This is a genomic window from Mesorhizobium sp. WSM4842 (assembly GCF_055901575.1).
In genome coordinates this window covers 3,023,499-3,048,813 of the sequence record NZ_CM148372.1, presented here as the reverse complement: position 1 = coordinate 3,048,813, position 25,315 = coordinate 3,023,499, and the positions used below count along the sequence as shown (strand labels likewise).

Genomic DNA, 25,315 nt, shown 5'->3' with positions numbered 1-25,315 from the left:
CGGTGCAGAGACGAGCTTGCGCACTCGCCATTCTCGCGACCGGCTTCATGGCCGGCCCGGCGTCGGCCTACATGGCTTATGTTTCCAACGAAAAGGACAACACGATGAGCGTCGTCGACACCGCGACGATGCAGGTGGTGAAGACCGTCAACGTCGGGCAGCGTCCGCGCGGCATCACCATCTCGCATGACGGCAAGCACATTTATCTCTGCGCCAGCGACGACGATTCGATCGAGGTGATCGACACGGCAACCCTGGAGATCGTCGATACCTTGCCCTCCGGGCCTGACCCGGAGCTCTTCGTGCTCTCGCCTGACGGCAAGACACTCTATGTCGCCAATGAGGACGACAATCTAGTCACCGTCATCGACATAGAGAGTAAGAAGGTGCTGTCTGAGATTCCGGTCGGCGTCGAACCGGAAGGCATGGGCGTCAGCCCGGACGGAAAGACCATGGTCAATACGTCGGAAACGACAAACATGGCGCATTTCATCGATACGACGACCCACGAGATCACCGACAACGTGCTGGTGGATACGCGTCCGCGCTTCGTCGAGTTCACCCCCGACGGCAAGCAGGCCTGGGTGAGTGCCGAGATCGGCGGCACTGTTTCGGTGATCGACAATCAAACGCGCGAAGTTGTCCAGAAGATCACCTTCGAGATATCAGGCCTGAGGGCCGAATCCATCCAGCCGGTCGGCGTGCGCATCACCGCCGACGGCAAGAAAGCCTATGTGGCGCTCGGACCGGCCAACCGCGTCGCGGTAATCAACACGCAGACATACGAGGTCGAGAAATACGTGCTGGTCGGCCAACGCGTCTGGCAGCTCGCCTTCACCCCGGACCAGAAAACCATCATCTCGACCAACGGCGTGTCGAACGACATCACCTTCATCGACGCGGAGACCGACGAGCCGGTGCAGTCGGTGACCGTCGGCGCGTTGCCGTGGGGCGTCGTCGTCTCGCCCAATTGAACCAGCCCAATTGAATCAACACAGCCAGAAAAACAGCAGAAGGGCAGGAAATCATGCGGAAATTTCGGGTAGTCGCATTCGCTGCATTGGTGGGTATGGCACTCACGCAGGGCCAGGTCTGGGCGCAGGACGGCGATGACGATGACGCAGCCGCCGGTGCGGCCACCAAAAACGATGCCAGCCCCGAAGCCGAGAAGGCAACCCGGGCCAGCAAGGACGTGCCGGAACTTATCCTCGGCACAAAGCAAGACCAGTTCACCGCCAACCAGAAGGATTTTCAGCTGATCGCCGGCCAGGGCTATCGCTGGAAGATCACCGCGGCGGGCGGGCTGGAGTACAAATTCCATACCGACCTGTTCCGCAATGTGTGGAACAACCAGATCGTCATCAACGACCTCGAGGTGCACATGAACGGCGCACCTGCATGGCTCGAATTCGACGCCGACGGCACCATCCAGGTACAGTTCACCACCGTGAGGCCCGGCATCTACACATGGTCGGTGCCCGACCTCGCCGACAGGGGCATGAAGGGCACGATCACGATCAAGTAGGATCACCGGAAAGCGAGACCTTCGCGATCGGGCCCGGTGCGCTAGACTCCTGGTGCGCCAGGTGCGCTAGATTATCGTCGACGACAAGGAGCCAGCCGGCGTGCAGCATGTGAGGACAAGCGGACCAGGAGATGAGGTGGCGGCGCTCGATGTCGCCGGCGTCAGCCATTCCTATGGTTCGAAGCGGGCGCTCAACGACGTCTCATTCTCGATCGCGCCGGCGACCTTCACCGTTCTTCTCGGCCTCAACGGCGCTGGCAAGACAACCCTGTTCTCGCTGATCAGCCATCTTTACGACACGCGCCGCGGGTCGATCCGCATCTTCGGCCATGACGTCAGCCGCGCTTCGGGCGAAGCGCTCAGGCGTGTCGGTATCGTGTTCCAGGCACGCACGCTCGACCTCGATCTCAGCGTCCACCAGAACCTCTCCTACCACGCCGCGCTGCATGGCATCGGAGGACGTGAGGCCCGGCAGCGCATTGCCGCGCTGCTCGATATGGTCGACATGCAGGACCGGCAGCATGACAAGGCACGCAGCCTTTCCGGCGGCCAGATGCGGCGCATCGAGATCGCCAGGGCGCTGCTCCACCGCCCGTCCCTGCTGCTGCTCGACGAGGCGACGGTCGGTCTCGACATCCAGTCGCGCGCCGGCATTCTCGCCACCATCCGCAAGCTCGTCGAAACCGAGGGCATCGGCGTGCTGTGGGCGACGCATCTGATCGATGAGGTTGAAGACGGCGACCATGTCGTCGTGCTGCGGCAGGGCGAACTGGTCGCCAACGGCAAGGTGGCCGACGTCGTCAGGACGAGCGGCGCCGGTTCGATCCGCGACGCCTTTTCGAGGCTCAGCCGCATCGAGGCCGCCGGCATCGCGGAGATATCGCCATGAGCGCTCCCGCAATCCCCGAAAAAGTCGCCGGCATCGTGCCGATGAAGTTCGAAAAATTCGGCCTGCGCCACTATCTCATTTGCCTCAAGGGCGTCGTCCTGCGGGAGTGCCTGCGCTTCCTGCACCAGCGCGAGCGCTTCATATCCTCGCTGGTTCGGCCGCTCATCTGGCTGTTCATTTTTGCCGCCGGATTCCGGCAGGTGCTCGGCGTGTCGATCATCCCGCCCTACAAGACCTATGTCCTCTACGAGGTCTACATCACGCCGGGTTTGTGCGGCATGATCCTGCTGTTCTCGGGCATGCAGTCTTCGTTGTCGATGGTTTATGACCGCGAGATGGGCAACATGCGCACCCTTTTGGTCAGCCCCTTCCCGCGCTGGTTCCTGCTGGTGTCGAAGATGCTCGCCGGCGTCTCCGTATCGATCGCGCAAGTCTACGCGTTCCTGATCGTTGCCTGGTTCTGGGGCGTCAAGGCGCCGCCGATCGGCTATCTCATGGTTCTGCCGGCGCTGTTCCTGTCGGGCATGATGCTTTGCGCGCTCGGCATGCTTTTGTCGTCGATGATCAAGCAGCTCGAAAATTTCGCCGGCATCATGAACTTCGTCATCTTTCCCGGCTATTTCGCTTCGCCGGCGCTCTATCCTTTGTGGCGCATCCAGGAGGCGAGCCCGCTGCTTTACAAAATCTGCCTCGCCAACCCGTTCACCTATGCCGTCGAACTGATCCGCTTCGCCTTCTACGGCCAGATTAACTGGCTGTCGCTGGGCGTCGTCGCCGGCTGCACGCTGCTGTTCCTTGCCGCCGCAATCATCGCCTATGACCCTTCGCGCGGCCTGATGACCCGCAAACAGGACACGGGAGGAAATGCCTGATGGCACGAATGAGCCTTGTTCGCAGCCTGGCTGTGGTTGCCATGCTCGCGCCGGGCGTGAACGCCATGGCGGCGAACACCGATCCGGACTGGCCTTGCATACAGCGCAAGGTGCCGCAACTCTCGCTCGGCCAGATCTGGAACGGGCCGGAGCTGCCGCCAGCGGCGAAGGACTTGTCGAAAGACCCCGGTATCTCCGCCCTGGTCGAGGAGGTGGCAGCCCGGCGGATACCGATTGCCGAAGCCCAAAAGAAGATCAAGGATTTCGCCGCCTCGCTGCCGGCCGAGCAGCTTGCGCCGAAGATGGCGATGCTGGTGCAGGGCATGTTCGATCACATGGACGCCGAGCGTTCTCACGTGATCTCAGGCATTTCCCGTTACGCTCACAAGCAGCTCGAAATGGCCGCCGCGTTGCGCAAGGAAGCGTCCGACGTCGATGCGTTGCGAGCAAAGCCCGATGCAGATCCAGACGAGATCGAACGGCGAACCGAACAGCTGAAATTCGCAACGCGAATTTTCAACGAACGCGTCCAATCACTGACTTACGTCTGTGACGTGCCGACGATCATCGAGCAGCGGCTTTATCAATTGTCCAAAGTCGTCTCGGAAACGCTCGCCGCGAAGAAGTAAAACCTCATTTGCTCTTCGCGGCGGATCTCACGATCCCCGGCCGGGCAGCACGCGCCAGCGCTGCACGAAATAACCGGGATGCGTCTCGATCCACTGGGCTACCAGCGGCTGCGCCTGCATGAAGGCGGTCCCGGGATTCATTGCCAGGCCGTCCACCATCTGTTCGCGTTGTTCACAGGTCTGCGGCACATCCGTCAGGCAGACCATCATAACCAGCGTGTAAAGCATTACCCCTTGTCCCCATCGAATCCCGAACCCCATGCCCGGGAGGTTTCAGTGATACCGACCAGTCTGCAGGGGTCGCACATACAGATCGCTTACGGGTGTGAAAGCACGTGCCCCCGCTCTTTCGCACTGCAACATAACATGTCGCTTATCTAACTCCAACGACCGCCGGGCGTTTTCCAGAGCAATCGCGTCAGGCTGCGCCGCGCCAACGTGGCGCCAATGTTTCCAGCCCCGATCATTCCGATCATCACGGGGTGTCGTCGATGTCGTCAGACCGGCAACCCGTTCTGCTTTCGCAGGCTTTTGTCGAATGCCGATGCGGGGACGAAACGGCGCAGGAAACTGACCTGGCGCGCCATTTTTCCCGCCGCATAGCGCCTCTTCGGAGCGCGATCGGTCGCAGCCGCCAAAACCGTCTTGGCTACCACTTCGGGCGAATCGCCTTTTTCCATTGCTTTCCGCACGACTGCGTTCATGCCAGCGCGCGCAGCGTCATAGATATCAAGCAACTGGTCCGGCTTGGCGAGATTATCCTCGAAGGACGTGCGGGTATAGGCGGGTTCGACCAAGGCAACGCGAATCCCGAACGGGCGCAGTTCATGGTCGAGCGATTCGGAATAGCCTTCGATGGCATGTTTGGTCGACGCATAAAGCGCGAAATAGGGAGCTGGAATGAACCCCTGCACCGAACTCAAATTGACAATTCTACCCTTGCCTTGACGGCGCATTATCGGCAGGACCGCGTTGGTCACGCGGAGCACGCCGAAGACGTTCACATCGAACAGTGCCTGAGCCTGGACCATTGAGGACTCTTCCGCGCCACCAAACAGACCCATACCGGCATTGTTGACGAGCAGGTCGATGCGCCCGGTCTCGGCCAGCACGTCATCGACCAGTTTCGCCACGGACGCGTCATCGGTCACGTCACTGGCCAGCATGGTTAGGCCGTCGGAGTTTTTGGCTGCGCGACGGCTGGTGCCGAACACGCGGAAACCGGCGCTTTGCAAAGCTATGGCCGTCGCGCGTCCGATGCCGGAAGACGCCCCCGTCACCAGGGCGACGCCAGGATTGGTCTTGTTCATGGAAATCATTTCTTTCTTTGGGTTGGACTGATTTTGGATTGGCATGGAAGAAGCACGAAAAGGTCGGAGTCAGTTATGAGCGCCTCTGGCGTTCGCACCGGCCAACTCGTCCGTCCAGCGCCTGAACAGCGCGCTGGCGTTGACGCCGCCAAAGCCGAAGCCGTTGGCGATCGCGTAGTCCATTGCCATCGGCCGGGCTTGGTTTGCGACGAAGTCGATGCCGTCACCGGCCGGATCCGGCGCGCTCAGATTGAGAGTTGGCGGCGCCACCTGATCCCTGAGCGCCAGCATGGCGAAGATGGCTCCAAGCCCGCCGGCGGCTCCGAGCAGGTGTCCGGTCGCCGATTTCGTTGCGCTGACGGCGATGGTGGAATCTGCGCCGAAGAGTGTTTTGATCGCCGCGATTTCCCCGAGATCACCGACCGGCGTGGAGGTCGCGTGCGCATTGAGGTGGCCAACCTCACGCGGCGAAATACCGGCTTGGGCAATTGCGATCTGCATGGCTCGGCGCGCCCCGTCGCCATCCTCGGGACCGGAGGTGACGTGATGCGCATCTGCCGTCGTGCCGTAGCCGACGAGCTCGGCGAGCGGTTTCGCGCCGCGCGCCAGCGCGTGGCTCAACGCCTCGATGACCAGCACGCCGGCTCCTTCGCCCATGACGAAGCCGTCCCGCGACACGTCGAAAGGCCGTGACGCCTGAGCCGGCGCCCAATTGAAGCCGGTTGAAAGAGAGCGTGCGGCAGCAAAACCACCGAGACTGACGATGTTCATGCAGGCTTCGGTTCCGCCGCACACGGCGATATCGGCCTCGTTGGCGCGGATGAGGCGGGCCGCATCGCCGATCGCCTGGATGCCGGCCGCGCACGCCGTCACCGGCGCGCCGAGTGGCCCCTTGAAGCCATGGCGGATCGAGATGTGGCCCGCCGCGAGGTTTACCAGGAAGGACGGCACCGTAAACGGCGACAGGCGGCGGACGCCGCGCTGGTCGACCGTGCGCACCGCCTCGGTTATGGCGGGGAACCCGCCGATGCCGGACGCGATGATCGTGGCCGTGCGCAGGCGATCCGCTTCAGAGACGGGCGCCCACCCTGCTTGCGCGAGGGCCTCTTGTGCAGCGGCGAGCCCGAAGAGGATGAACCGGTCTACCTTGCGCTGGTCTTTTGGCGCCAGAACGGCATCCGGATCGAAACCAGCATCCGGATCGTCTTCCAGCGAGGGAACCACCCCGCCGATCTTCGCCGGCAGCTCTCCCACCACATCGTCCGGAAGCCTGCGGATGCCGGAGCGACCGGCCAGGAGCCGCGACCACGACGCGTCGACATCGGCTGCAAGGGGCGTGACTGCTCCCATGCCTGTAACAACAATCCGTCGCATCTATTTTCCTATCAATTTGGGTGCGCCGCCAGCGCTGCGCACGCCGTTCAAGCGGCGGCTGCTTCGCGGACCTGTTCGGTCGCCGCGTCCAGAAAGGCCTGGGCGAGGTCCGGGTCGTTGACGACGCGCGATAGCGTCAGTGCACCGACCATCGTCGAGAGAATGGCCATGGCCTTTCTATCGGGCTCCTCACCATTGGCCTCGGCAATGAAACGGCCGAGGATTTCGAGATGCTCCTTGATCCCGGCTTCGAACGACGCTTTCACGTCGCTGCCCTGTCTGGCGGCATCCGAACCGAGCGCGACAATCGGGCAGCCGTCCATCTTTTCTCCGCGATGGTCCATACTGAGGTAGAATGCGATCACCGCGCCAAGCGGATCCTCGGATTTTGCCGCAGTCGCGGCCGACCACCGCAGCGTGGCGCTCTCCATCGCCCGCCTGGATGCCTGCGCCGCCAGATCGTCTTTGGATGCGAACTGCTTGTAAAACGCGCCTTGGGTCAGCCCGGCAGCCTGCATCAGGTCCTTTAGGCCGATGCCGTCAAAGCCGCGCTCCCGAAAAAGCCGGCTTGCCACATTGATCACTGTTTCGCGGTTTTCCGCCGCCTGAATGCGACTCACACGCATGTCGACCTCCTTGAATTAGCTTGCGTTCGACATCTATAGCAGGTATAGAGTTCGAACGCAATCCAATTTGGCTACGCGCCGGTCCCTTGGTCAAGCCATCGAACAAATTTGGAGGAGAGGTCAAATGCTATACAGTTATGTTGTCGAGAAATCGATCCGGCAGAGCTTCGACCACGTCAACAACCATCGCTGGGATGAGGCGGTGAAAGCACTCGTGCCGCATGTCCATCACCGCGTTTCCGGCTCCCACGCGCTTGGTGGTGAGCGCCACGACAAGCAAGCCGTGCGCCGCTGGTTTGAGCGCCTCGGCCGCGTCCTGCCCAATCTCCATCTCACGGTCAATCACGTCTGGGTGAAGGGCTGGCCGTGGCATACCACCGTGTTTGCCCAGTGGGACGGCACCGCAACGCTGCTCAACGGCGACGCCTCCTACGTCAACAGTGGTCTCCACGTGTTCACCCTGCGGTGGGGCAAGGTCTATGCCCTTGAGGAATTCTACGATTCACAAGCTGCGGCCCGCGGTCTTGCCGCCCAGGCCGCAACTGGCCTCGAAGAAGCTGCCGCCGAACCAATTGTAGGCTAGCAGAAGCGCAGTCAGCGGCCCGCAGCGTAACCGCGGGTACGCTACCCGTGGCCATGCCGGGCATCGCCCGCAGACGACCCCATCAGCGCGCTGCCGGCCGCCGCTTGCAGGAACCGTTCGACAGCCGCTCGTCGTTAACGGCCCGCGAGACCGCCGGCGGGTGGCGTTCTCCATCGCCCGCCTGGACGCCTGCGCCGCCAGATCGGATGCGAACTGGTTGAAAACGCGCCCTGGGTGAGTTCGGGCAGCCGCCATCAAAGTCCTTTAAGGCCGATGCCGTCCAAGCCGCGCTACCAAAAAAGCCGGCCTGCCGCATTGATCGCCGTTTCGCGGTTTTCTGCAAGCGACTCACACGCATCATCACTTTTTCTCTTTTTTTAGATTGCATTCGTAATCTATCTTCGATATAGAGTTCGAACGCAATCTAAAAAGAAGGAGATACGAGATGATCCGCAAAGCCCTGAGCGCCTCGGTTTTGGCCGCGCTGTTTCTTGCCGCCCCGGCATTTGCCGAGGAAGCCACCATAGGACGCCCGATCGAATCCGGCAGCCTGCATGAGGGACACCTCGACCTGGTCGTCTATTACGTCCCGGTCGACGGCGACCTCCTGGAGGTCACCGCCACCTTCGCGCCGAAGATCGGCGGCGATCCGCAGCGCGTCGTCATGGGCCTCGCCGACGGCGACACCGTCGCCTTTTCGATGCCGGGCTACCGCGGCCCGCTCTACGCGTTCGCGCGGTCCGGCGAGCAGGTGACGGTGTCGTCCGAGACCGACATGCGCGCCGATGCCAATGCACTGACCCGCCTTGCAGACGGCAGCCTGCGTGCTGCTGGCCGAGAACTCGCGTCCGTCGGGCCGATGTAAAGGTCAAACGCAATCTTTTTGAGAGGCGACGAACGTGAAAAAGAGACCCGCTGTTGTGCTGGGGGGCGTGCTGATCGCGATGTCAGGAGCGGCGGCATTCGCCACATTTGCCATTCCTACGCAGGGAGCCTCCGCCGTAGGCGACCCGAGGCAGGAACCGCCGATCGTCAGACTGGTGACGGCAGCGCCGGTGAAAGGATCCGAACGCGGGTTCACCGGTATTATCGGCGCGAGGGTGCAGAGCGATCTCGGCTTTCGGGTCCCCGGCAAGATCGTGGAGCGACTCGTGGATGTGGGTCAGGAGGTCAAAGCTGGTCAGCCACTGATGCGCATCGACGACACCGACCTTCGCCTCGCGCTCACGGCGAAGCGCAACGCCGTTGCCGCAGCGCGCGCAACAGTCGTTCAGACGGAACCGGATGAACGGCGATACGCCAGTTTGCTCAAGGATGGATGGGTCCCCCGACAGCGCTACGAGCAGGCGAAGGCCGCGGTGGATACGGCCGAGGCGCAACTCGCCGCCGCCGAAGCCGATGCACGGGTCGCCGAGAACGAAGCGATCTACGCGGTCCTGCTGGCGGACGCGGATGGAACGGTAGTCGAAACGCTTGGCGAGCCGGGGCAGGTCGTCTCCGCCGGCCAGAAAGTGGTCCGGATCGCCAAGGCCGGCTCCCGCGAAGCAGTGGTCGCGCTTCCCGAAACGATCCGGCCGGCGATTGGGTCGGCGGCCGAGGCCAGCGTGTATGGCGGCGATGGGCGTCGTTATACGGCACATCTCCGGCAATTATCGAACTCCGCCGATGCCCAGACCCGTACCTATGAGGCCCGTTATGTGCTCGACGGTGAGGCCGCGGCAGCACCGCTTGGCGCGACGGTAACCATTCGGCTTGCAAGCCAGGCACGCCAGCGGGAGGTCCAGGTGCCGCTGGGAGCCGTGCTCGATGACGGCGAGAAGACTGGCGTTTGGGTCCTGGACAACGCCACCTCGACCGTACAGTTTCAGCCCGTCAAGCTTGTTCGTGTGACCAGCGAAACCGCTGTGGTCTCCGGACTGAACTCCAGCGATCCGATTGTTTCGCTCGGCGCTCATCTCCTGCAGGAGGGCGCTCGCGTCAGGGCTGCGTCCGAAAGCGGGGGCAACTGATGATGAACCTAAATCTCTCCGCGATCGCCGTTCGCGAACGCGCCGTTACCCTGTTCTTCATCCTCCTGCTGGTGGCCGCCGGCGCCTACGCTTTCGTCATGCTCGGGCGGGCGGAAGACCCCAACTTCACCATCAAGACCCTGACGGTCACGACGGCATGGCCGGGCGCAACGGCGCGCGAGATGCAGGACCTCGTCGCCGAACCGTTGGAGAAGCGGCTTCAGGAGATGACCTGGTACGACCGGGTCGAAACGACCACACGGCCGGGTTACGCGTATATGACGGTCACGCTGAAGGACAGCACACCGCCATCTGTCGTGCAGGAGGAGTTCTACCAGGCTCGTAAGAAGCTCTGGGATGAAGCCCGCAACCTGCCGTCCGGCGTCTTCGGCCCCTTCGTCAACGACGAATATTCGGATGTAAGCTTCGCCCTTTACGCGCTGAAGGCGAAGGGCATGCCGATGCGTGAGTTGGCGAGACAGGCCGAGGCGATCCGCCAGGACCTCCTGCACGTGCCCGGCGTCAAGAAGATCAACATCCTTGGTGAACGTCCCGAACAGATATTCGTCGAATTTTCCTACGCCAAGCTGGCTACCCTCGGCGTGTCGGCACAGGACATCGTCGCCGCCTTGCAGCGGCAGAACACCCTCACGCCGGCAGGCTCGATCGACACCCAGGGGCCGCGGGTCTTCATCCGGGTCGACGGCGCTTATGACAGCGTTCAGGCGATCGCCGACACGCCGATTGCCGCTGCGGGGCGGACGCTAAAGCTCTCCGATATCGCCGAAGTCCGGCGCGGCTATGAAGATCCTCCTACCTACCTCATCCGACGTCAGGGTGAGCCCACCATCATGCTCGCGGCTGTCATGCAGGAGGGCTGGGATGGTCTCGCGCTCGGCAAGGCGCTGGAGGACAGGACAGCAGCTATCGCACAGACACTGCCACTTGGGATGACGCTCGACAAGGTCACTGACCAGGCCGTCAACATCACCTCTGCGGTCGACGAATTCATGATGAAGTTTGCGATGGCGCTCGGTGTGGTGCTCTTGGTGAGCCTGTTGAGCCTCGGCTGGCGCGTCGGCATCGTCGTGGCGGCTGCCGTCCCTCTGACGCTTGCCGTCGTGTTCCTCATCATGCTGGAGACCGGCCGGTTCTTCGACCGCATCACGCTCGGCGCCCTCATCCTGGCGCTCGGTCTTCTCGTGGACGACGCCATCATTGCCATCGAGGTGATGGTGGTGAAGATGGAAGAAGGCATGGACCGCACCAAGGCGGCGGCCTATGCGTGGAGCCACACTGCGGCGCCGATGCTGTCCGGAACGCTGGTGACGATCGCCGGCTTCCTGCCGGTGGGCTTCGCGCGCTCGACGGCCGGCGAATACGCCGGCAACATCTTTTGGGTCGTAGGGTTCGCCCTCATCGTCTCCTGGATCGTAGCGGTGGTCTTCACACCTTACCTCGGCGTCAAGATGCTGCCCGCGATCAAACCGGTCGAAGGCGGTCACCACGCGATCTACGACACACCCAATTATCGGCGCTTGCGGCGGCTCATCACCTTCGCCGTGCGCCACAAGTTCATAATCAGCGGTGTCGTGGGCATCGCCTTTGTGCTTTCCGTTGTCGGCATGGGCTCTCTCAAACAGCAGTTCTTCCCGACATCCGACCGCCCCGAAGTGCTGGTGGAGGTTCGCCTGCCTGAAGGCACCAGCATCGAGACGACGACCGCTACGGTCGAGAAGCTCGAAGGCTGGCTGGACGACCAAGCCGAGGCTAAGATCGTCACGAGCTATGTCGGTCAGGGCGCACCCCGCTTCTTTTTCGCAATGGCGCCGGAACTGCCTGATCCTGCCTTCGCCAAGATCGTCGTGCTGACCCAGGACGCCGAGGCGCGTGAGGTGTTGAAGCACCGCCTCCGCGAGGCGGTGGCAGAGGGGCTTGCACCCGAGGCCAATGTCCGCGTCACGCAACTCGTGTTCGGCCCCTACACGCCATTCCCGGTCGAGTTCCGGATTATCGGACCCGATCCCGTGCAACTCTACAGCATATCCGAGAAGGCGCTCGACATCATGCGGGGCGTCCCGGACGTGCGTCAGGCCAACCGCGATTGGGGCAATCGCACACCCGTGCTCCGCTTCGTCCCGGATCAGGATCGACTGAACCTGATCGGCCTGTCGCCGGCGGAGGTGGGCCAGCAACTCCAGTTCTTGCTCACCGGCATCCCCGTTACGCAGGTTCGCGAGGACATCCGCAACGTCCCCATCGTCGCACGCAGCGCCGGCGGCGAGCGGCTGGATCCGACACGTTTGGCGGATTTCTCACTGATGAGCCGGGACGGTCGCCCGATTCCGCTCGACCAGATCGGCCATTCGGAAATCCGTCTGGAAGAGCCGATCCTGAAGCGCCGCGATCGCACGCCTGTCATCACGATCCGCTCGGATGTCAACGAAGCGACTCAGCCTCCAGAGGTTTCCAAGGAGATCGTGAAGGCCCTTCAGCCGCTGATTGCATCCCTTCCGGCCAGCTATCGCATCGAATTGGGCGGATCGATCGAGGAGGCCGAAAAGGCCAACACCGCGCTGGCTAAAGTCTTTCCGGCAATGATAGCCGCCATGCTGATTGTTATCATGCTGCAGGTGCGATCCTTCTCGACGATGGCCATGGTGATGCTGACGGCGCCACTTGGCCTCGTCGGCGTCGTGCCGATGCTGCTCACCTTCAACCAGCCCTTCGGATTCAATGCCATTCTGGGCATGATAGGACTGGCCGGCATCCTGATGCGCAACACGCTGATCCTGACCGAACAGATCAAGGAGAACCGTGCTGCCGGCCTTGACGACTATCACGCCGTGATCGAGGCCACGGTGCAACGCACGAGGCCCGTGATCCTGACGGCACTCGCCGCCGTGCTGGCCTTCATCCCGCTCACGCACTCCGTCTTCTGGGGATCGATGGCCTATACGCTGATCGGCGGCACGGCGGTCGGCACGGTGCTGATCCTGCTCTTCCTTCCCGCGCTCTATGCCGCGTGGTTCGGCATCAGGCCGACTGCTGACGAGGTCCGTGAGGGCGCGGCGGAGGAACTGGAAATGCACACGGCAATTGCTGCTGAATAGGGCCCTGTTGTCGAGCAGGCGGATCAAGATTTCGCCGCTGGCTTTGCCTGAACATACGCAGGGCCAGTCGCACGACCTTACCGCTTGCAAATGATCGTTCAGGGCGAGCCCAGCAGATCCATCATCAGTTCTGGAGACACCCATGAATCATCCGGTCGGAACGCAAACGGATCCCGACGAGGTGCGCGCTCGCATCCTGGAGGTGGCGGAGGAGCATTTTCGCCGCATCGGCTACCATAAGACGTCGATAGCCGACATCGCCTCCGAACTCGGCATGAGCCGGGCGAACGTCTACCGTTTCTTTTCCTCCAGGGATGCAATCAACGAGTCCATCTGCAGGCTGGTCGTGAACGAGGTCGCGGACATCGCCGTTGCGATCGCACGCACCAACGCGCCGGCCTTGGAGAAACTCGACCGGCTCCTGACCGCCGTTCACCAGCACAACAAGACGAAATTGATCAAGGAAAGAAGCATGCACGACTTGATCGTCGCCGCCATGCACGAGAATCGGGCGGTCATTAAGGCGCATGTCGAGCAAATGCTGAAAATCCTTGAGGCGATCATTCGCGAGGGGACCGAGGCGGGCGAACTCAAGGTCGAGGACCCGGCAGAAGCGGCGCGTGCGGTCAACACCGCGTTCACGCCGTTCTTCCACCCGATTCTGATCGAGCACTGCGTTCAACACGGCGAAGACACCGAAGAGGGCCTGCGCGCGCAGATTCGCTTTATCCTGAAAGCTCTCGGCAAATCGGACTAGGCGTCCTGGTAGGTGGCTGCCAGCGGCATTCCGCCCTCAATTCAGGCGCGACCTCTAGTGTCCGGTCCTTCGTGCGGATAGAGCTTGCCGAACAGCGGCAGATACATCGCGCCCTTGCGCATCAGGAAATCGTGGAACGTCGCCATCGCCGGCGAGATCGCGTGATCGCTGCGCATCACCGAAAACCATTGCCGGCGGATCGGCATGCCGACGACGTCGAGGATGACCAGCCGGCCGGCTTCGGTTTCTGCAGCGATGGTGTGGGCAGAGATGAAGGCGATGCCGAGCCCGGCCATCACCGCCTGCTTGATCGTCTCGTTCGAGCCCATCTCGACGCCGAGGTCGTCGATGCGCCCGGGCACGTCGCTCAGGAATATCTCCAGCGAGATGCGTGTACCGGAGCCGGGCTCGCGGATGAGGAAATGCTCTTCGGCGATCCGCTCCTTGGATATCTCGCGCGCTGACGACAGCGGGTGGTCGGGCGGCGCGATGATGACCAGCGGGTGATCGCCGAACACCGAGGCACGCACCGGGACTTCCTTCGCCGGGCGCCCCATCAGCGCGATGTCGATGTCGTGGTTCTTCAGACTGTCGATCGTTTCGGCGCGGTTGCCGATGGCGAGCCGCATGTCGATGTCGGGATGTTCTTTCATGAAGCCGGCCATGAGCCGCGGCGCGAAATATTTGGCGGTGGAAACGACGCCGAGCCGCAAGCTGCCGATACGCACGCCCTTGATCGCATCCATCTTGTCTTCGAGCAGGCGAAGCCGCTCCTCGATGGCTTGCGCCGTCTCGACGAAGGCCAACCCTGCGGCAGTCGGACGCATGCCGTCCGACGTCCGGTCGAACAAGGCCAGTTGAAACTCCTCCTCGACCTGCCGCAACTGGATCGTCACCGCTGGAGGAGACAGGCCCAACACTTTGGCCGCGCTGACGATTTTTCCGTGGCTGACGATTGCCTGAACGGTCTTGAATTGCCTGAGCGTGAGATTCCTCATGCGTCATATTAAATTTTTTTTAGTGCGAAAGTAAAGTTATTGAATTTTACTTATCCCGCTTCGTTTGTTCTCATTCCCTATCCGGCCGATCCGAGGAGAGGCGGCTGGATCGGGAGGTTACGATGCCAGCGGCAACGCTCGACGCTTTTCTGAATTCCTATCTCGGCCCGCCGGACGAACTGCGCTCTGCGGTCGTAGCGACTGTCCGTCAGCTGACGCAGGCCGCCACCAAGATCCGCAACACCATCAATCAAGGGGTGCTCGGCACCGCCTTTGCCGGAACCCGCGGCGCCAATGCCGACGGCGACATCCAGAAGGATCTCGACATCTTCGCCGACGACATCTTCCTCGACGCCATGCGCCACGCTCCGGTCGCGCTCTACGCCTCCGAGGAACTGGAGCAGCCGGTCCTGCTCGACAGGCAGGCGCCTCTCGCCATCGCCATCGACCCGCTCGACGGCTCTTCCAACATCGACACCAACGTGTCGATCGGAACGATTTTCTCGCTCCTCCCTGCAACTGGCGCGCCGGACGAAAATCCGGCCGCCTCTTTTTTGCAGCCAGGGGTGAACCAGTTGGGCGCCGGTTTCTTCATTTATGGGCCGCAGCTGGCGCTGGTTCTGTCGCTCGGCAGCGGCACGCATGTCTTCGTTCTCTCGACCAGGCTCGGCACCTTCGTCCAGGCCTATGAAAGCCGGATCATCCCGCAGCGTACCCAGGAGTTCGCCATCAACGCCGCCAACTACCGGCATTGGGACGAGGCGGTGCGGCTCTACATCGACGACTGCCTCGAAGGCACCGAAGGCCCACGCGGAAAGGACTTCAACATGCGCTGGATCGCCTCTCTGGTCGCCGACTGCTATCGTATACTGATGCGCGGCGGTGTATTCCTGTATCCAGGCGACAAGCGCAAGGGTTACCGCCAGGGTCGGCTGCGCCTCGTCTACGAGGCCAACCCGATCGCCTTTCTCATCGAACAGGCCGCCGGCGCCGCTACCGACACGATCACCCGCATCCTCGAAATCGAACCCGAGAGCCTGCACCAGCGCGTGCCCATGGTGTTCGGATCGGCGCGGGAAGTCGCGCGCATCACCCGCTACCACATCGAGCCCAGCGCGATCGGCGAGCGTGCGCCGCTGTTCAGCCGCCGCGGCCTGTTCAGGGCCTGAGCACCATGTCGGCGAAGCACCCCATCATCACCATCACCGGGTCGTCGGGCGCAGGCACCACCTCGGTCAAGCGCATCTTCGAGCTGATCTTCCGGCGCGAGAACATCGACGCCGCCTTCATCGAGGGCGATGCCTTTCACCGCTACGACCGCGCCACGATGAAGACAAAGGTGGCCGAGGAGGAGAAGGCGGGCAATCCGAACTTCACCCACTTCCATGCCGAGGCCAACGAACTCGCAATCCTCGAAGAGGTTTTTGAGGAATATGGCCGCCGCGGAACCGGGAAGACCCGCACCTACATCCATGACGAGGACGAGGAGAAGCAGTACGGCACGCCGCCGGGACAATTTACCGAATGGCGCGAATTCCCGCCGAGCGACCTGCTGTTCTACGAGGGCCTGCATGGCTGCGTCGTCACCGACAAGATCAACCTGGCCCGGCACGCTGACCTCAGGATCGGCGTGGTGCCGGTCATCAATCTCGAATGGATCCAGAAGATCCATCGCGACCGCGCAACCCGCGGCTATTCCACCGAGGCGGTGATGGACGTGATCCTGCGCCGTATGCCGGACTATGTCCGCTACATCGTCCCGCAGTTCTCGCAGACCGCCATCAACTTCCAGCGCGTGCCGATCGTCGACACGTCCAACCCGTTCATCGCGCGCTGGATTCCGACGCCCGACGAATCGATGCTGGTCATCCGCTTCGCCAATCCCCGCGGCATCGATTTCCCCTACCTGCTTTCGATGATCCACGACTCCTTCATGTCGCGGCCGAATTCCATAGTGGTGCCAGGCAACAAGCTCGATCTTGCCATGCAGCTGATCCTGACGCCGCTCATCCTGCAATTGATCGAACGCAAGAACCGTGTGTCGTGAGGAGGACGCCATGAACAGCCAAGCAGCAGCCCTGAAGCCCGTCGCCGCCGTCTCGGAACGCGACATGGCGAACGCCATTCGCGCACTGGCGATGGACAGCGTCCAAAAGGCCAATTCCGGTCATCCGGGCATGCCGATGGGCATGGCCGATGTCGCGACGGTGCTGTTCAGCCGCTTCATCAATATCGATCCGTCGGCGCCCAACTGGCCCGATCGCGACCGCTTCGTGCTTTCGGCCGGGCACGGCTCGATGCTGCAATATGCGCTGCATTACCTGCTCGGCTACGAAGACATGCCGATCGAGGAATTGCAGCGGTTTCGCCAGCTGGGCAGCCGCACCGCCGGACATCCCGAATATGGCCATGCGCTTGGCATCGAGACGACGACCGGTCCGCTTGGACAAGGCATTTCGAACGCCGTCGGCATGGCGCTGGCGGAGCGCATGCTTGCCGCCCGCCACGGCGCCGATCTCGTCGACCATTTCACCTACGTGATCGCCGGCGACGGCTGCCTGCAGGAAGGCATCAGCCACGAGGCGATCGACCTTGCTGGCCATCTGAAGCTGTCCCGGCTGATCGTCTTCTGGGACGACAATGCGATCTCGATCGACGGACCGACCTCGCTGTCGACATCGATGGACCAGCCGGCACGGTTCAAAGCCGCCGGATGGCATGTCCAATCGGTGGACGGCCACGACACGGAAGCCGTTGCAGCGGCAATCGAAGCGGCGCAGCAGTCTGACCGGCCCTCGCTGATTGCCTGCCGCACGGTGATCGGCAAGGGCGCGCCCAATCTGGGCGGCTCGGAAAAGACGCATGGCGCGCCGCTGGGCGACGCGGAGATCGCCGCGACGCGTGAAAACATCGGCTGGGCCTACGCGCCGTTCGAGGTGCCGGACGACATCTTGTTCGCCTGGCGCGAAATTGCCGAGCGCGGGCAAGCAGCACGGCACGCCTGGGAGCAGCAGCTTGCCGCCTCGCCGCAGCGCGACACCTTCGAGAGCGCGGTCGCCGGCACCCTGCCCGACGCGGTCTTCGAAGCGCTCCACGCCTTCCGCAAGGAGCATGTCGAAAAGGCGACCAAGGTCGCAACGCGAAAAGCCTCCGAAATGGCGCTCGGCGCCATCAACGCCGCAACCGAGCTGACCGTCGGTGGCTCCGCCGACCTGACGCATTCGAACCTGACGATCACCAAGGGCATGGATCGCATAGCGCCTGGTGCCTATGCCGGCCGCTACATCCACTACGGCATCCGCGAGCATGGCATGGCCGCGGCCATGAACGGCATCGCGCTGCATGGCGGCTTCGTGCCTTATGGCGGCACCTTCCTGTGCTTCGCCGACTATGCGCGCGGCGCCATGCGGCTCTCGGCGCTGATGGGCCAGCGCGTCATCTATGTGATGACGCATGATTCCATCGGTCTCGGCGAGGACGGCCCGACCCACCAGCCCATCGAGCACCTGGCGATGCTGCGGGCGACGCCCAACCTCAACGTCTTCCGGCCGGCAGACATCATCGAAACGGCGGAGTGCTGGGAACTGGCGCTGAAGAGCAAGAATCGGCCGAGCGTGCTGGTGCTCTCGCGGCAGAACCTGCCGATGCTGCGCCAGGCATATAGCGACGAGAACCGGTCGAGCCAGGGCGCCTACGTCCTGCGCGAGCCAGCCGGGCACCGCGCCGTGACGCTGATCGCCACCGGCTCGGAGGTCGAGATCGCCGTTGCCGCCGCTGAACGGCTGGAGACCGAGCACGGCATCGCCGCCGCCGTCGTCTCGATGCCGTGCTGGGAGCTGTTCGAGGAACAGGATACCGACACCCGCAAGGCCGTCCTCGGCTCGGCGCCGCGCATTGCGGTCGAAGCCGCAGCACGGCTCGGCTGGGATCGCTGGACCGGCGACACCGGCGTGTTCGTCGGCATGGCCGGTTTCGGTGCCAGCGCCCCTGCCCCGGATCTCTACCGGCATTTCGACATCACGCCCGAAGCCGTCGCCGCAGCGGCGCTGAAGCTCATCATCTAGGAAGGACCCCAAAAATGGCCCGCATCACCCTTCGCCAGCTTCTCGACCATGCCGCCGAGCATGGCTACGGCGTTCCGGCATTCAACATCAACAACATGGAACAGGGCCTTGCCATCATGGAGGCAGCCAGGGCCTGCGACGCGCCAGTCATCATCCAGGCCTCGCGCGGCGCTCGCTCCTATGCCAACGACATCATGCTGGCCAAGATGATGGAGGCGTTGACCGAAATGCATCCGGCCATTCCGCTCTGCATCCATCAGGACCACGGCAACAACGAAGCCACCTGCCTTTCGGCGATCCGCCACGGCTTCACCTCGGTGATGATGGACGGGTCGCTGATGGCGGACGCCAAGACGCCGGCGAGCTACGACTACAACGTCGCCATCACCGAACGTGTCGCACGCATGGCGCATTGGGTCGGCGCTTCCGTCGAAGGCGAGCTCGGCGTGCTCGGCTCGCTGGAGACCGGCCAGGGCGAGGCCGAGGACGGCCACGGCGCCGAAGGCGCGCTTTCCCACGACCAGCTTTTGACTGATCCCGATCAGGCGGTCGACTTCGTCACCGCCACTCAGGTCGACGCGCTGGCGATCGCCTGCGGCACTTCGCACGGCGCCTACAAATTCAGCCGCAAGCCCGACGGCGGCATCCTGGCCATGCAGGTGATCGAGGCGATCCACGAAAAGCTGCCCAACACGCATCTGGTCATGCATGGCTCTTCCTCGGTGCCGCAGGAACTGCAGGACGTCATCAACCGATATGGCGGCGAGATGCCCCAGACCTTTGGCGTTCCGGTCGAGGAGATCGAGCGCGGCATCCGCTACGGCGTGCGCAAGGTCAACATCGACACCGATTGCCGCATGGCCATGGCCGGGCAGTTCCGCCGCGTCGCGACGGAGGATCCGCGCGAATTTGATCCGCGCAAATTCCTGAAACCCGCCATGGACGCCCTGCGCGATCTTTGCCGCGATCGCTTTGAACGCTTCGGCACGGCGGGCAACGCCTCGAAGATCAGGGTCATCGCCATGGACGAGATGGCGAAACGTTACGCCGCGGGAAAACTCGACCCGCAAATCGCAACCGCGAAAGCCGCCTGAGCGGCAAACAGGAGACCTGTCATGAACAAGATCGACATGCCGTCAGCAGGCACGCTCAAGGAAGGCAAGGAACGCTACAAGTCGGGCGTCATCCCCTACAAGAAGATGGGCTACTGGGAGCCGGACTACCGGCCCAAGGAGACCGACCTGATCGCCATGTTTCGGATCACGCCGCAGCCTGGCGTCGACCACGAGGAGGCGGCCGCCGCCATCGCCGGTGAATCCTCTACAGCAACATGGACCGTGGTGTGGACCGACAGACTGACCGCCTGCGAGCTCTACCGCGCCAAGGCGTTCAAATCCGAGCCGGTGCCGAACACAGGTCCCGGCACCAAGACCGAGCAGCAGTACTTCGCCTACATCGCCTACGACCTCGACCTGTTCGAGCCGGGCTCAATCGCCAACCTGACTGCATCGATCATCGGCAACGTGTTCGGCTTCAAGGCAGTCAAGGCCTTGCGGCTCGAGGACATGCGCATCCCGGTGGCTTACCTCAAAACCTTCCAGGGCCCGGCTACCGGCATCGTGGTGGAGCGCGAGCGGCTCGACAAGTTCGGCCGGCCGCTGCTCGGCGCGACGACGAAGCCAAAGCTTGGCCTGTCAGGCCGCAACTACGGCCGCGTCGTCTACGAGGCGCTGAAGGGTGGACTAGACTTCGTCAAGGACGACGAGAACATCAACTCGCAGCCCTTCATGCACTGGCGCGACCGGTTCCTCTACTGCATGGAGGCTGTGAACAAGGCGTCGGCCGCCACCGGTGAAGTCAAGGGCCATTATCTCAACGTCACCGCCGGCACGATGGAGGAGATGTACGAGCGCGCCGAATTCGCAAAACAGCTTGGCTCCTGCATCGTGATGATCGACCTCGTCATTGGCTACACGGCGATCCAGTCGATGGCCAAGTGGGCACGCCGCAACGACATGATCCTGCACCTGCACCGCGCCGGCAACTCGACTTATTCGCGCCAGAAGAACCACGGCATGAATTTTCGCGTCATCTGCAAATGGATGCGGATGGCCGGCGTCGATCACATCCATGCCGGCACGGTTGTCGGCAAGCTGGAAGGCGACCCGCTGATGATCAAGGGTTTTTATGACACGCTGCGCGAGGAGCGCACGCCGCAGAACCTCGAAACCGGGCTGTTCTTCGATCAGGACTGGGCCTCGCTCAACAAGGTGATGCCCGTCGCCTCGGGCGGCATCCATGCCGGCCAGATGCACCAGTTGATCCACTATCTCGGCGAGGACGTCGTCCTGCAGTTCGGCGGCGGCACGATTGGCCATCCGGATGGCATCCAGGCCGGCGCGACGGCCAATCGTGTCGCGTTGGAGGCGATGATCCTCGCCCGCAACGAGGGCCGCGACTATCTGCGCGAAGGGACCAAAATCCTCGAACAGGCGGCCAGATGGTGCACGCCGCTGAAGGCGGCCCTGGAGACCTGGAAGGACGTCACCTTCAACTACGAATCGACCGACACGGCCGACTTCGTGCCAACCGCAACGCCCAGCTTCTAGACGAAAGGAACCGTCGCCATGATGACCAATCCGGGAAACAAGGTCACGCAGGGACAGTTTTCGTTCCTCCCCGACCTGACCGATGAGCAGATTTCGGCGCAGATCAAATACGCGCTGAAAAACCACTGGGCGGTCAGCGTCGAGTACACGGACGATCCGCATCCGCGAAACACCTATTGGGAAATGTACGGCAACCCGATGTTCGACCTGAAGGACCCGGCGGGCATCCTGCTTGAAATCAATAGCTGCCGGAAAGCCATGCCCAACATGTATGTCCGGGTCACCGCCTTCGATTCGAGCAAGGGCTGGGAAGCGCCGCGCATGTCGTTCATCGTCAACCGGCCGCCCAACGAACCCGGGTTCCGGCTGCTGCGCCAGGAGCGCGACGGCCGCAGCCAGGGCTATTCGATCGTGCCTTATGCGACCGACAGGCCCGAAGGCGAGCGGAGCTAGCCGAAACCATGCTGGACGCGATAGCAAAGGGCACTGCCGCGCAGGACGAATCGGTTGATCTGCAGGCCGAGTTCGAGGCGTCCAACATCGACGAGGTGATGGACAAGCTCGACCGCGAACTCGTTGGCCTGAAGCCCATCAAGACCCGCATCCGCGAGATCGCGGCGCTGCTCCTGGTCGACCGGCTTCGCCGCAAGTTCGGCCTGACCTCGGGCGCGCCGACGCTGCACATGAACTTTACCGGAAATCCGGGCACCGGAAAGACCACCGTGGCGCTGAGGATGGCCGAAATCCTGCATCGTCTCGGCTATGTTCGCGAAGGCCACATGGTCGCGGTGACGCGAGACGATCTCGTCGGCCAGTATGTCGGCCACACCGCGCCCAAAACCCGCGAAGTAATCAAGCGCGCCATGGGCGGGGTGCTTTTCATCGACGAGGCCTACTATCTCTACAAGCCCGAGAACGAACGCGACTACGGCCAGGAATCGATCGAAATCCTGCTGCAATGCATGGAAAACAACCGTGACGATCTGGTTGTGATTCTTGCCGGCTATAAGAACAAGATGGACCGCTTCTTCGACAGTAATCCCGGCATGCGCTCGCGCATCGCCCACCACCTCGATTTTCCCGACTACGGCGTCTGCGAACTCAAATCGATCGCCGAGATCATGCTGGCGGAACAGAACTATCGTCTCAGCGAGGCGGCGGCCAAGGCGCTCGAAGAGTATCTCCCGATCCGCATGCGGCTGCCGCATTTCTCCAACGCCCGCTCAGTCCGCAATGGGCTCGATCGGGCGCGGCTTCGCCAGGCCAACCGGCTTTTCGCGTCGCGCGACCGGGTGTTGACGAAGACCGACCTTATCACCATTGAAGAATCCGATATTCGCGGCAGCCGCGTGTTTGCGGAAGGTAAGCTCGAAGGCGAGCCGGTGACGAAGGCGCGCTGACAAGATGACTCCGGTTGGTGTGCAGCGACCGGAAACGGAAGACGGAACGGGAGCCGACGACTATGGGTACCAAGACAATCATCGCGCCCTCGGTGCTTTCTGCGGACTTCTCGCGGCTCGGCGACGAGGTCGAAGCGGTCGTCCGGGCGGGCGCCGACTGGATCCATCTCGACGTGATGGACGGCCATTTCGTGCCCAACATCACCTTCGGTCCGCCGGTGATCAAGGCGATCCGTGATCGAACGGACAAGATCTTCGACTGCCACCTGATGATCGCGCCGGCCGACGCCTATCTCGCCGCCTTCGCCGATGCCGGCTGCGACATCATCACGGTGCATGCCGAGGCCGGGCCGCATCTCGACCGTTCGCTGCAGGCGATCAGGAATCTCGGCAGGAAGGCCGGCGTGTCGCTGAACCCGTCGACGCCGGAAAGCGTCATCGAATATGTGCTCGACCGGCTCGATCTGGTGCTTCTGATGACCGTCAATCCGGGTTTCGGTGGCCAGGCGTTCATTCCGGCTGTCGTCGACAAGGTCAGGCGGGTCAAGGCACTGATCGGCAGCCGCCCGATCGACATCGAGATCGACGGCGGCGTCACGCCCGAGACCGCTCCGCTGGTCAGCGCGGCCGGCGCCAATGTGCTGGTCGCCGGCTCGGCCATCTTCAAGGGCGGCACCGAAGCTGCCTATCGCGCCAATATCGGCGCGATCAGGCAGGCGGCCGACGGGGCGATCCGGAAAGCCGCGTAAAACCATTTCATCGGAGGAAACCTTGGCGGCAATCCCACCTGTCTGCGATTTCGGCTGGCAAGCCATCGATGCCGTTTTGCCCGGCGTCGACGGCAAATCGCATTCGATCTTCAGCCACGCCGGCCCGAACGGGCTGGTCGTGGCCTTCATCTGCAACCATTGCCCTTATGTGAAGGCGGCGATTTCCCGCATCGTCCGCGATGCCAACGACCTCAAGCCCGAAGGCATCGGCTTTGTCGCGATCAATTCCAACGATGCCGACGCCTATCCGGATGATTCCTTCGACAACATGAAGCTCTTCGCCAGGACGAACGGCTTCACTTTCCCCTACCTCCACGACGAGCGCCAGACGGTGGCACGTGCCTATGGAGCCGTTTGCACTCCGGATTTCTTCGGGCTCAACAGCGACTTGACGCTGCAATATCGCGGCCGGCTGGACGCGGCGCGACGCGACGCCGGACCGCCCGGACTGAGACGCGACCTGTTCGAGGCGATGAAGCAAATTGCCAGAACCGGCGACGGACCGCTGGACCAGATCGCTTCGATCGGCTGCTCGATCAAATGGAAGGACGCCGCATGAACGTCGGCATGAGTAGGCCGTTTCGATCGTCGAAAGCGATCCTGTTCGATCTCGACGGCACGCTGGTCGATTCGGCGCCTGATATAACGGCCGCCGTCAACGAGTTGCTGGCCAGCCGCGATCTGCCGCCGCTGCGCCCGGTGCAGGTTAAGGCGTTGATCGGCGGCGGCGTCAGGAAACTGGTCGAGCGAGCCTTCGCCGCTTCCGGTACGCCGCTCCTCGGCAGCGCGCTTGACGAGGCCAACCGCGCCATGACGCCGATCTACCGCAGACATCTGACCGGCCTGACGACGCTGATGCCTGGCGTCAGGGAGGTTCTCACCCACTTCCACTTGAGCGGAATAGCCATGGGCGTGGTGACCAACAAGCCGCAGTTGGCGGCTCGCGAAATCCTGCTGCATTTTGGGCTGACGGAACATCTCGGCGCGATCGTCGGCGGAGACGCGGTGACATGCCTGAAACCGGCGCCCGACGCTCTGCTGCTGGCGCTCGACCAGCTTCAGGTCGAGCCTCGCGACACGCTGATGGTCGGAGACAGCAGCGCCGACGTGGCCGCCGCCCGCGCCGCCGGCATGCCCGTCATTCTGCTGCGCGGCGGCTACAGCCAAATTGCCGTTGAAGAGCTCGGCGCCGACCTCGTTTGCGATGGCTTGCTCGATCTGCCTTCCGCCATGCGGAGGCTGCAAGACGCCCGTTGACCGGCGGCGCCGGCCATCAGCGCGGGCGCCGGCCGAACGCAGTTAGAACGGCCGGCGAAGTAACGCTACTTCCTGCGGAAGAACCGGGTTACTTCCTGCGGAAGAACCGGGTTACTTGGAGTATTGCTTCAGATAGGCGATGACGTTGGCGAGATCCTCGTCTTTCTTGAGACCGGGAAACGCCATCTTCGTGCCTTTGATCATGGCCTTGGGATCGCGAAGATAGGTCGTCAGCGTGGCTTCGTCCCATTTGACGCCGGATTTACCCGCCTCGGTCATGGGCTTGGAATATTTGAAACCCGGATGCGTGCCGGCCGTCCGGCCGATAACACCGCTCAATGACGGACCGATCTTGTTCTTGTCCTCGTCGACGACGTGGCAGGCCTTGCATTTGGCGAAGACCTTCTCACCCGCGGCGGCATCCTGTGCCTGCGATTGGTTTGTGACAAAGGTCGCAACGGACACGACGGCGAAAAATGCGATTGCACGCATGGCATTTCCTCATTGATCGTCAAGGTGCCCTGGACGAT

The 25,315-nt window shown here is 62.7% G+C and carries 26 protein-coding genes; 20 read left to right on the top strand and 6 right to left on the bottom strand.

What is annotated here, in order from left to right:
• Window positions 1–47 precede the first annotated feature (47 nt).
• From AC0NIE_RS14720 to AC0NIE_RS14700, 5 genes are all read left to right on the top strand, one after another.
• On the top strand, window positions 48–974 hold the full coding sequence (locus AC0NIE_RS14720) for a YVTN family beta-propeller repeat protein (RefSeq protein ID WP_473485617.1): 927 nt from the start codon (window positions 48–50) through the stop codon (window positions 972–974).
• 95 nt (window positions 975–1,069) lie between these two features.
• Window positions 1,070–1,525 (top strand): cupredoxin domain-containing protein, encoded by a 456-nt coding sequence (locus AC0NIE_RS14715; protein ID WP_473485496.1) that lies wholly within the window; start codon window positions 1,070–1,072, stop codon window positions 1,523–1,525.
• A 100-nt stretch (window positions 1,526–1,625) separates the two neighbouring features.
• A complete protein-coding gene (locus AC0NIE_RS14710; RefSeq protein WP_473485495.1) occupies window positions 1,626–2,414 on the top strand; it encodes an ATP-binding cassette domain-containing protein in 789 nt (262 codons plus the stop codon).
• A 41-nt stretch (window positions 2,415–2,455) separates the two neighbouring features.
• Entirely contained in the window at window positions 2,456–3,286 is an 831-nt protein-coding gene (locus tag AC0NIE_RS14705) for an ABC transporter permease (RefSeq protein ID WP_292185303.1), read from the top strand.
• Window positions 3,286–3,915: a hypothetical protein gene (locus AC0NIE_RS14700; RefSeq protein ID WP_473485494.1), complete on the top strand. Its 630-nt coding sequence runs from the start codon at window positions 3,286–3,288 to the stop codon at window positions 3,913–3,915. Before AC0NIE_RS14705 ends, AC0NIE_RS14700 begins: the two co-directional genes overlap by 1 nt.
• A 27-nt stretch (window positions 3,916–3,942) precedes the next feature.
• Here the strand turns inward: AC0NIE_RS14700 and AC0NIE_RS14695 are convergent, their stop codons facing one another.
• From AC0NIE_RS14695 to AC0NIE_RS14680, 4 genes are all read right to left on the bottom strand, one after another.
• On the bottom strand, window positions 3,943–4,143 hold the full coding sequence (locus tag AC0NIE_RS14695; RefSeq protein WP_095518885.1) for a hypothetical protein: 201 nt from the start codon (window positions 4,141–4,143) through the stop codon (window positions 3,943–3,945).
• 269 nt (window positions 4,144–4,412) lie between these two features.
• Window positions 4,413–5,225: an oxidoreductase gene (locus AC0NIE_RS14690; protein WP_473485493.1), complete on the bottom strand. Its 813-nt coding sequence runs from the start codon at window positions 5,223–5,225 to the stop codon at window positions 4,413–4,415.
• Window positions 5,226–5,294: 69 nt separating this feature from the next.
• Window positions 5,295–6,599 (bottom strand): beta-ketoacyl-ACP synthase II, encoded by a 1,305-nt coding sequence (gene fabF / locus AC0NIE_RS14685; RefSeq protein ID WP_473485492.1) that lies wholly within the window; start codon window positions 6,597–6,599, stop codon window positions 5,295–5,297.
• Between the two features lie 47 nt (window positions 6,600–6,646).
• On the bottom strand, window positions 6,647–7,225 hold the full coding sequence (locus tag AC0NIE_RS14680; RefSeq protein ID WP_473485491.1) for a TetR/AcrR family transcriptional regulator: 579 nt from the start codon (window positions 7,223–7,225) through the stop codon (window positions 6,647–6,649).
• Window positions 7,226–7,349: 124 nt separating this feature from the next.
• Between AC0NIE_RS14680 and AC0NIE_RS14675 the strand changes: the two genes are divergently transcribed.
• The 5 genes from AC0NIE_RS14675 (at window position 7,350) to AC0NIE_RS14655 (ending at window position 13,687) form a co-directional block, all read left to right on the top strand.
• Window positions 7,350–7,808 carry a nuclear transport factor 2 family protein gene (locus AC0NIE_RS14675; protein WP_473485490.1) on the top strand — a complete coding sequence of 153 codons (459 nt, stop codon included), beginning with the start codon at window positions 7,350–7,352 and terminating at the stop codon, window positions 7,806–7,808.
• Between the two features lie 445 nt (window positions 7,809–8,253).
• A complete protein-coding gene (locus AC0NIE_RS14670; protein WP_473485489.1) occupies window positions 8,254–8,673 on the top strand; it encodes a hypothetical protein in 420 nt (139 codons plus the stop codon).
• Between the two features lie 79 nt (window positions 8,674–8,752).
• Window positions 8,753–9,817, top strand: coding sequence for an efflux RND transporter periplasmic adaptor subunit (locus AC0NIE_RS14665; protein WP_473485616.1), 1,065 nt, complete (start codon window positions 8,753–8,755; stop codon window positions 9,815–9,817).
• Window positions 9,818–9,819: 2 nt separating this feature from the next.
• Entirely contained in the window at window positions 9,820–12,930 is a 3,111-nt protein-coding gene (locus AC0NIE_RS14660) for an efflux RND transporter permease subunit (RefSeq protein ID WP_473485615.1), read from the top strand.
• Between the two features lie 142 nt (window positions 12,931–13,072).
• Window positions 13,073–13,687 (top strand): TetR/AcrR family transcriptional regulator, encoded by a 615-nt coding sequence (locus tag AC0NIE_RS14655; RefSeq protein ID WP_473485488.1) that lies wholly within the window; start codon window positions 13,073–13,075, stop codon window positions 13,685–13,687.
• A 41-nt stretch (window positions 13,688–13,728) separates the two neighbouring features.
• On the opposite strand, the gene AC0NIE_RS14650 is transcribed toward AC0NIE_RS14655, so the two are convergent.
• Window positions 13,729–14,685 carry a LysR family transcriptional regulator gene (locus AC0NIE_RS14650; RefSeq protein ID WP_473485487.1) on the bottom strand — a complete coding sequence of 319 codons (957 nt, stop codon included), beginning with the start codon at window positions 14,683–14,685 and terminating at the stop codon, window positions 13,729–13,731.
• Between the two features lie 122 nt (window positions 14,686–14,807).
• Between AC0NIE_RS14650 and AC0NIE_RS14645 the strand changes: the two genes are divergently transcribed.
• From AC0NIE_RS14645 to gph, 10 genes are all read left to right on the top strand, one after another.
• Complete coding sequence (locus AC0NIE_RS14645) at window positions 14,808–15,854, top strand: class 1 fructose-bisphosphatase (protein ID WP_258122936.1); 1,047 nt, start codon at window positions 14,808–14,810, stop codon at window positions 15,852–15,854.
• Window positions 15,855–15,859: 5 nt separating this feature from the next.
• On the top strand, window positions 15,860–16,732 hold the full coding sequence (locus tag AC0NIE_RS14640) for a phosphoribulokinase (protein WP_473485486.1): 873 nt from the start codon (window positions 15,860–15,862) through the stop codon (window positions 16,730–16,732).
• A gap of 10 nt (window positions 16,733–16,742) precedes the next feature.
• A complete protein-coding gene (gene tkt / locus AC0NIE_RS14635) occupies window positions 16,743–18,749 on the top strand; it encodes a transketolase (protein WP_473485485.1) in 2,007 nt (668 codons plus the stop codon).
• A gap of 14 nt (window positions 18,750–18,763) precedes the next feature.
• Window positions 18,764–19,843 (top strand): class II fructose-bisphosphate aldolase, encoded by a 1,080-nt coding sequence (gene fba / locus AC0NIE_RS14630; protein WP_287076246.1) that lies wholly within the window; start codon window positions 18,764–18,766, stop codon window positions 19,841–19,843.
• Window positions 19,844–19,864: 21 nt separating this feature from the next.
• Complete coding sequence (locus AC0NIE_RS14625) at window positions 19,865–21,358, top strand: ribulose-bisphosphate carboxylase large subunit (protein ID WP_095496323.1); 1,494 nt, start codon at window positions 19,865–19,867, stop codon at window positions 21,356–21,358.
• Between the two features lie 18 nt (window positions 21,359–21,376).
• A complete protein-coding gene (locus tag AC0NIE_RS14620) occupies window positions 21,377–21,811 on the top strand; it encodes a ribulose bisphosphate carboxylase small subunit (protein WP_473485484.1) in 435 nt (144 codons plus the stop codon).
• 8 nt (window positions 21,812–21,819) lie between these two features.
• A complete protein-coding gene (cbbX, locus tag AC0NIE_RS14615) occupies window positions 21,820–22,758 on the top strand; it encodes a CbbX protein (protein ID WP_473485483.1) in 939 nt (312 codons plus the stop codon).
• Between the two features lie 62 nt (window positions 22,759–22,820).
• Window positions 22,821–23,507, top strand: coding sequence for a ribulose-phosphate 3-epimerase (gene rpe / locus AC0NIE_RS14610; protein WP_473485482.1), 687 nt, complete (start codon window positions 22,821–22,823; stop codon window positions 23,505–23,507).
• A gap of 22 nt (window positions 23,508–23,529) precedes the next feature.
• Window positions 23,530–24,087, top strand: coding sequence for a thioredoxin family protein (locus AC0NIE_RS14605; RefSeq protein WP_123148281.1), 558 nt, complete (start codon window positions 23,530–23,532; stop codon window positions 24,085–24,087).
• The gene (gph, locus tag AC0NIE_RS14600) at window positions 24,084–24,785 is read left to right on the top strand and encodes a phosphoglycolate phosphatase (protein ID WP_474047108.1); all 702 of its coding nucleotides are present in this window, start codon (window positions 24,084–24,086) and stop codon (window positions 24,783–24,785) included. Before AC0NIE_RS14605 ends, gph begins: the two co-directional genes overlap by 4 nt.
• Before the next feature lie 111 nt (window positions 24,786–24,896).
• On the opposite strand, the gene AC0NIE_RS14595 is transcribed toward gph, so the two are convergent.
• On the bottom strand, window positions 24,897–25,277 hold the full coding sequence (locus AC0NIE_RS14595; RefSeq protein ID WP_473485480.1) for a c-type cytochrome: 381 nt from the start codon (window positions 25,275–25,277) through the stop codon (window positions 24,897–24,899).
• Window positions 25,278–25,315: the final 38 nt, after the last annotated feature.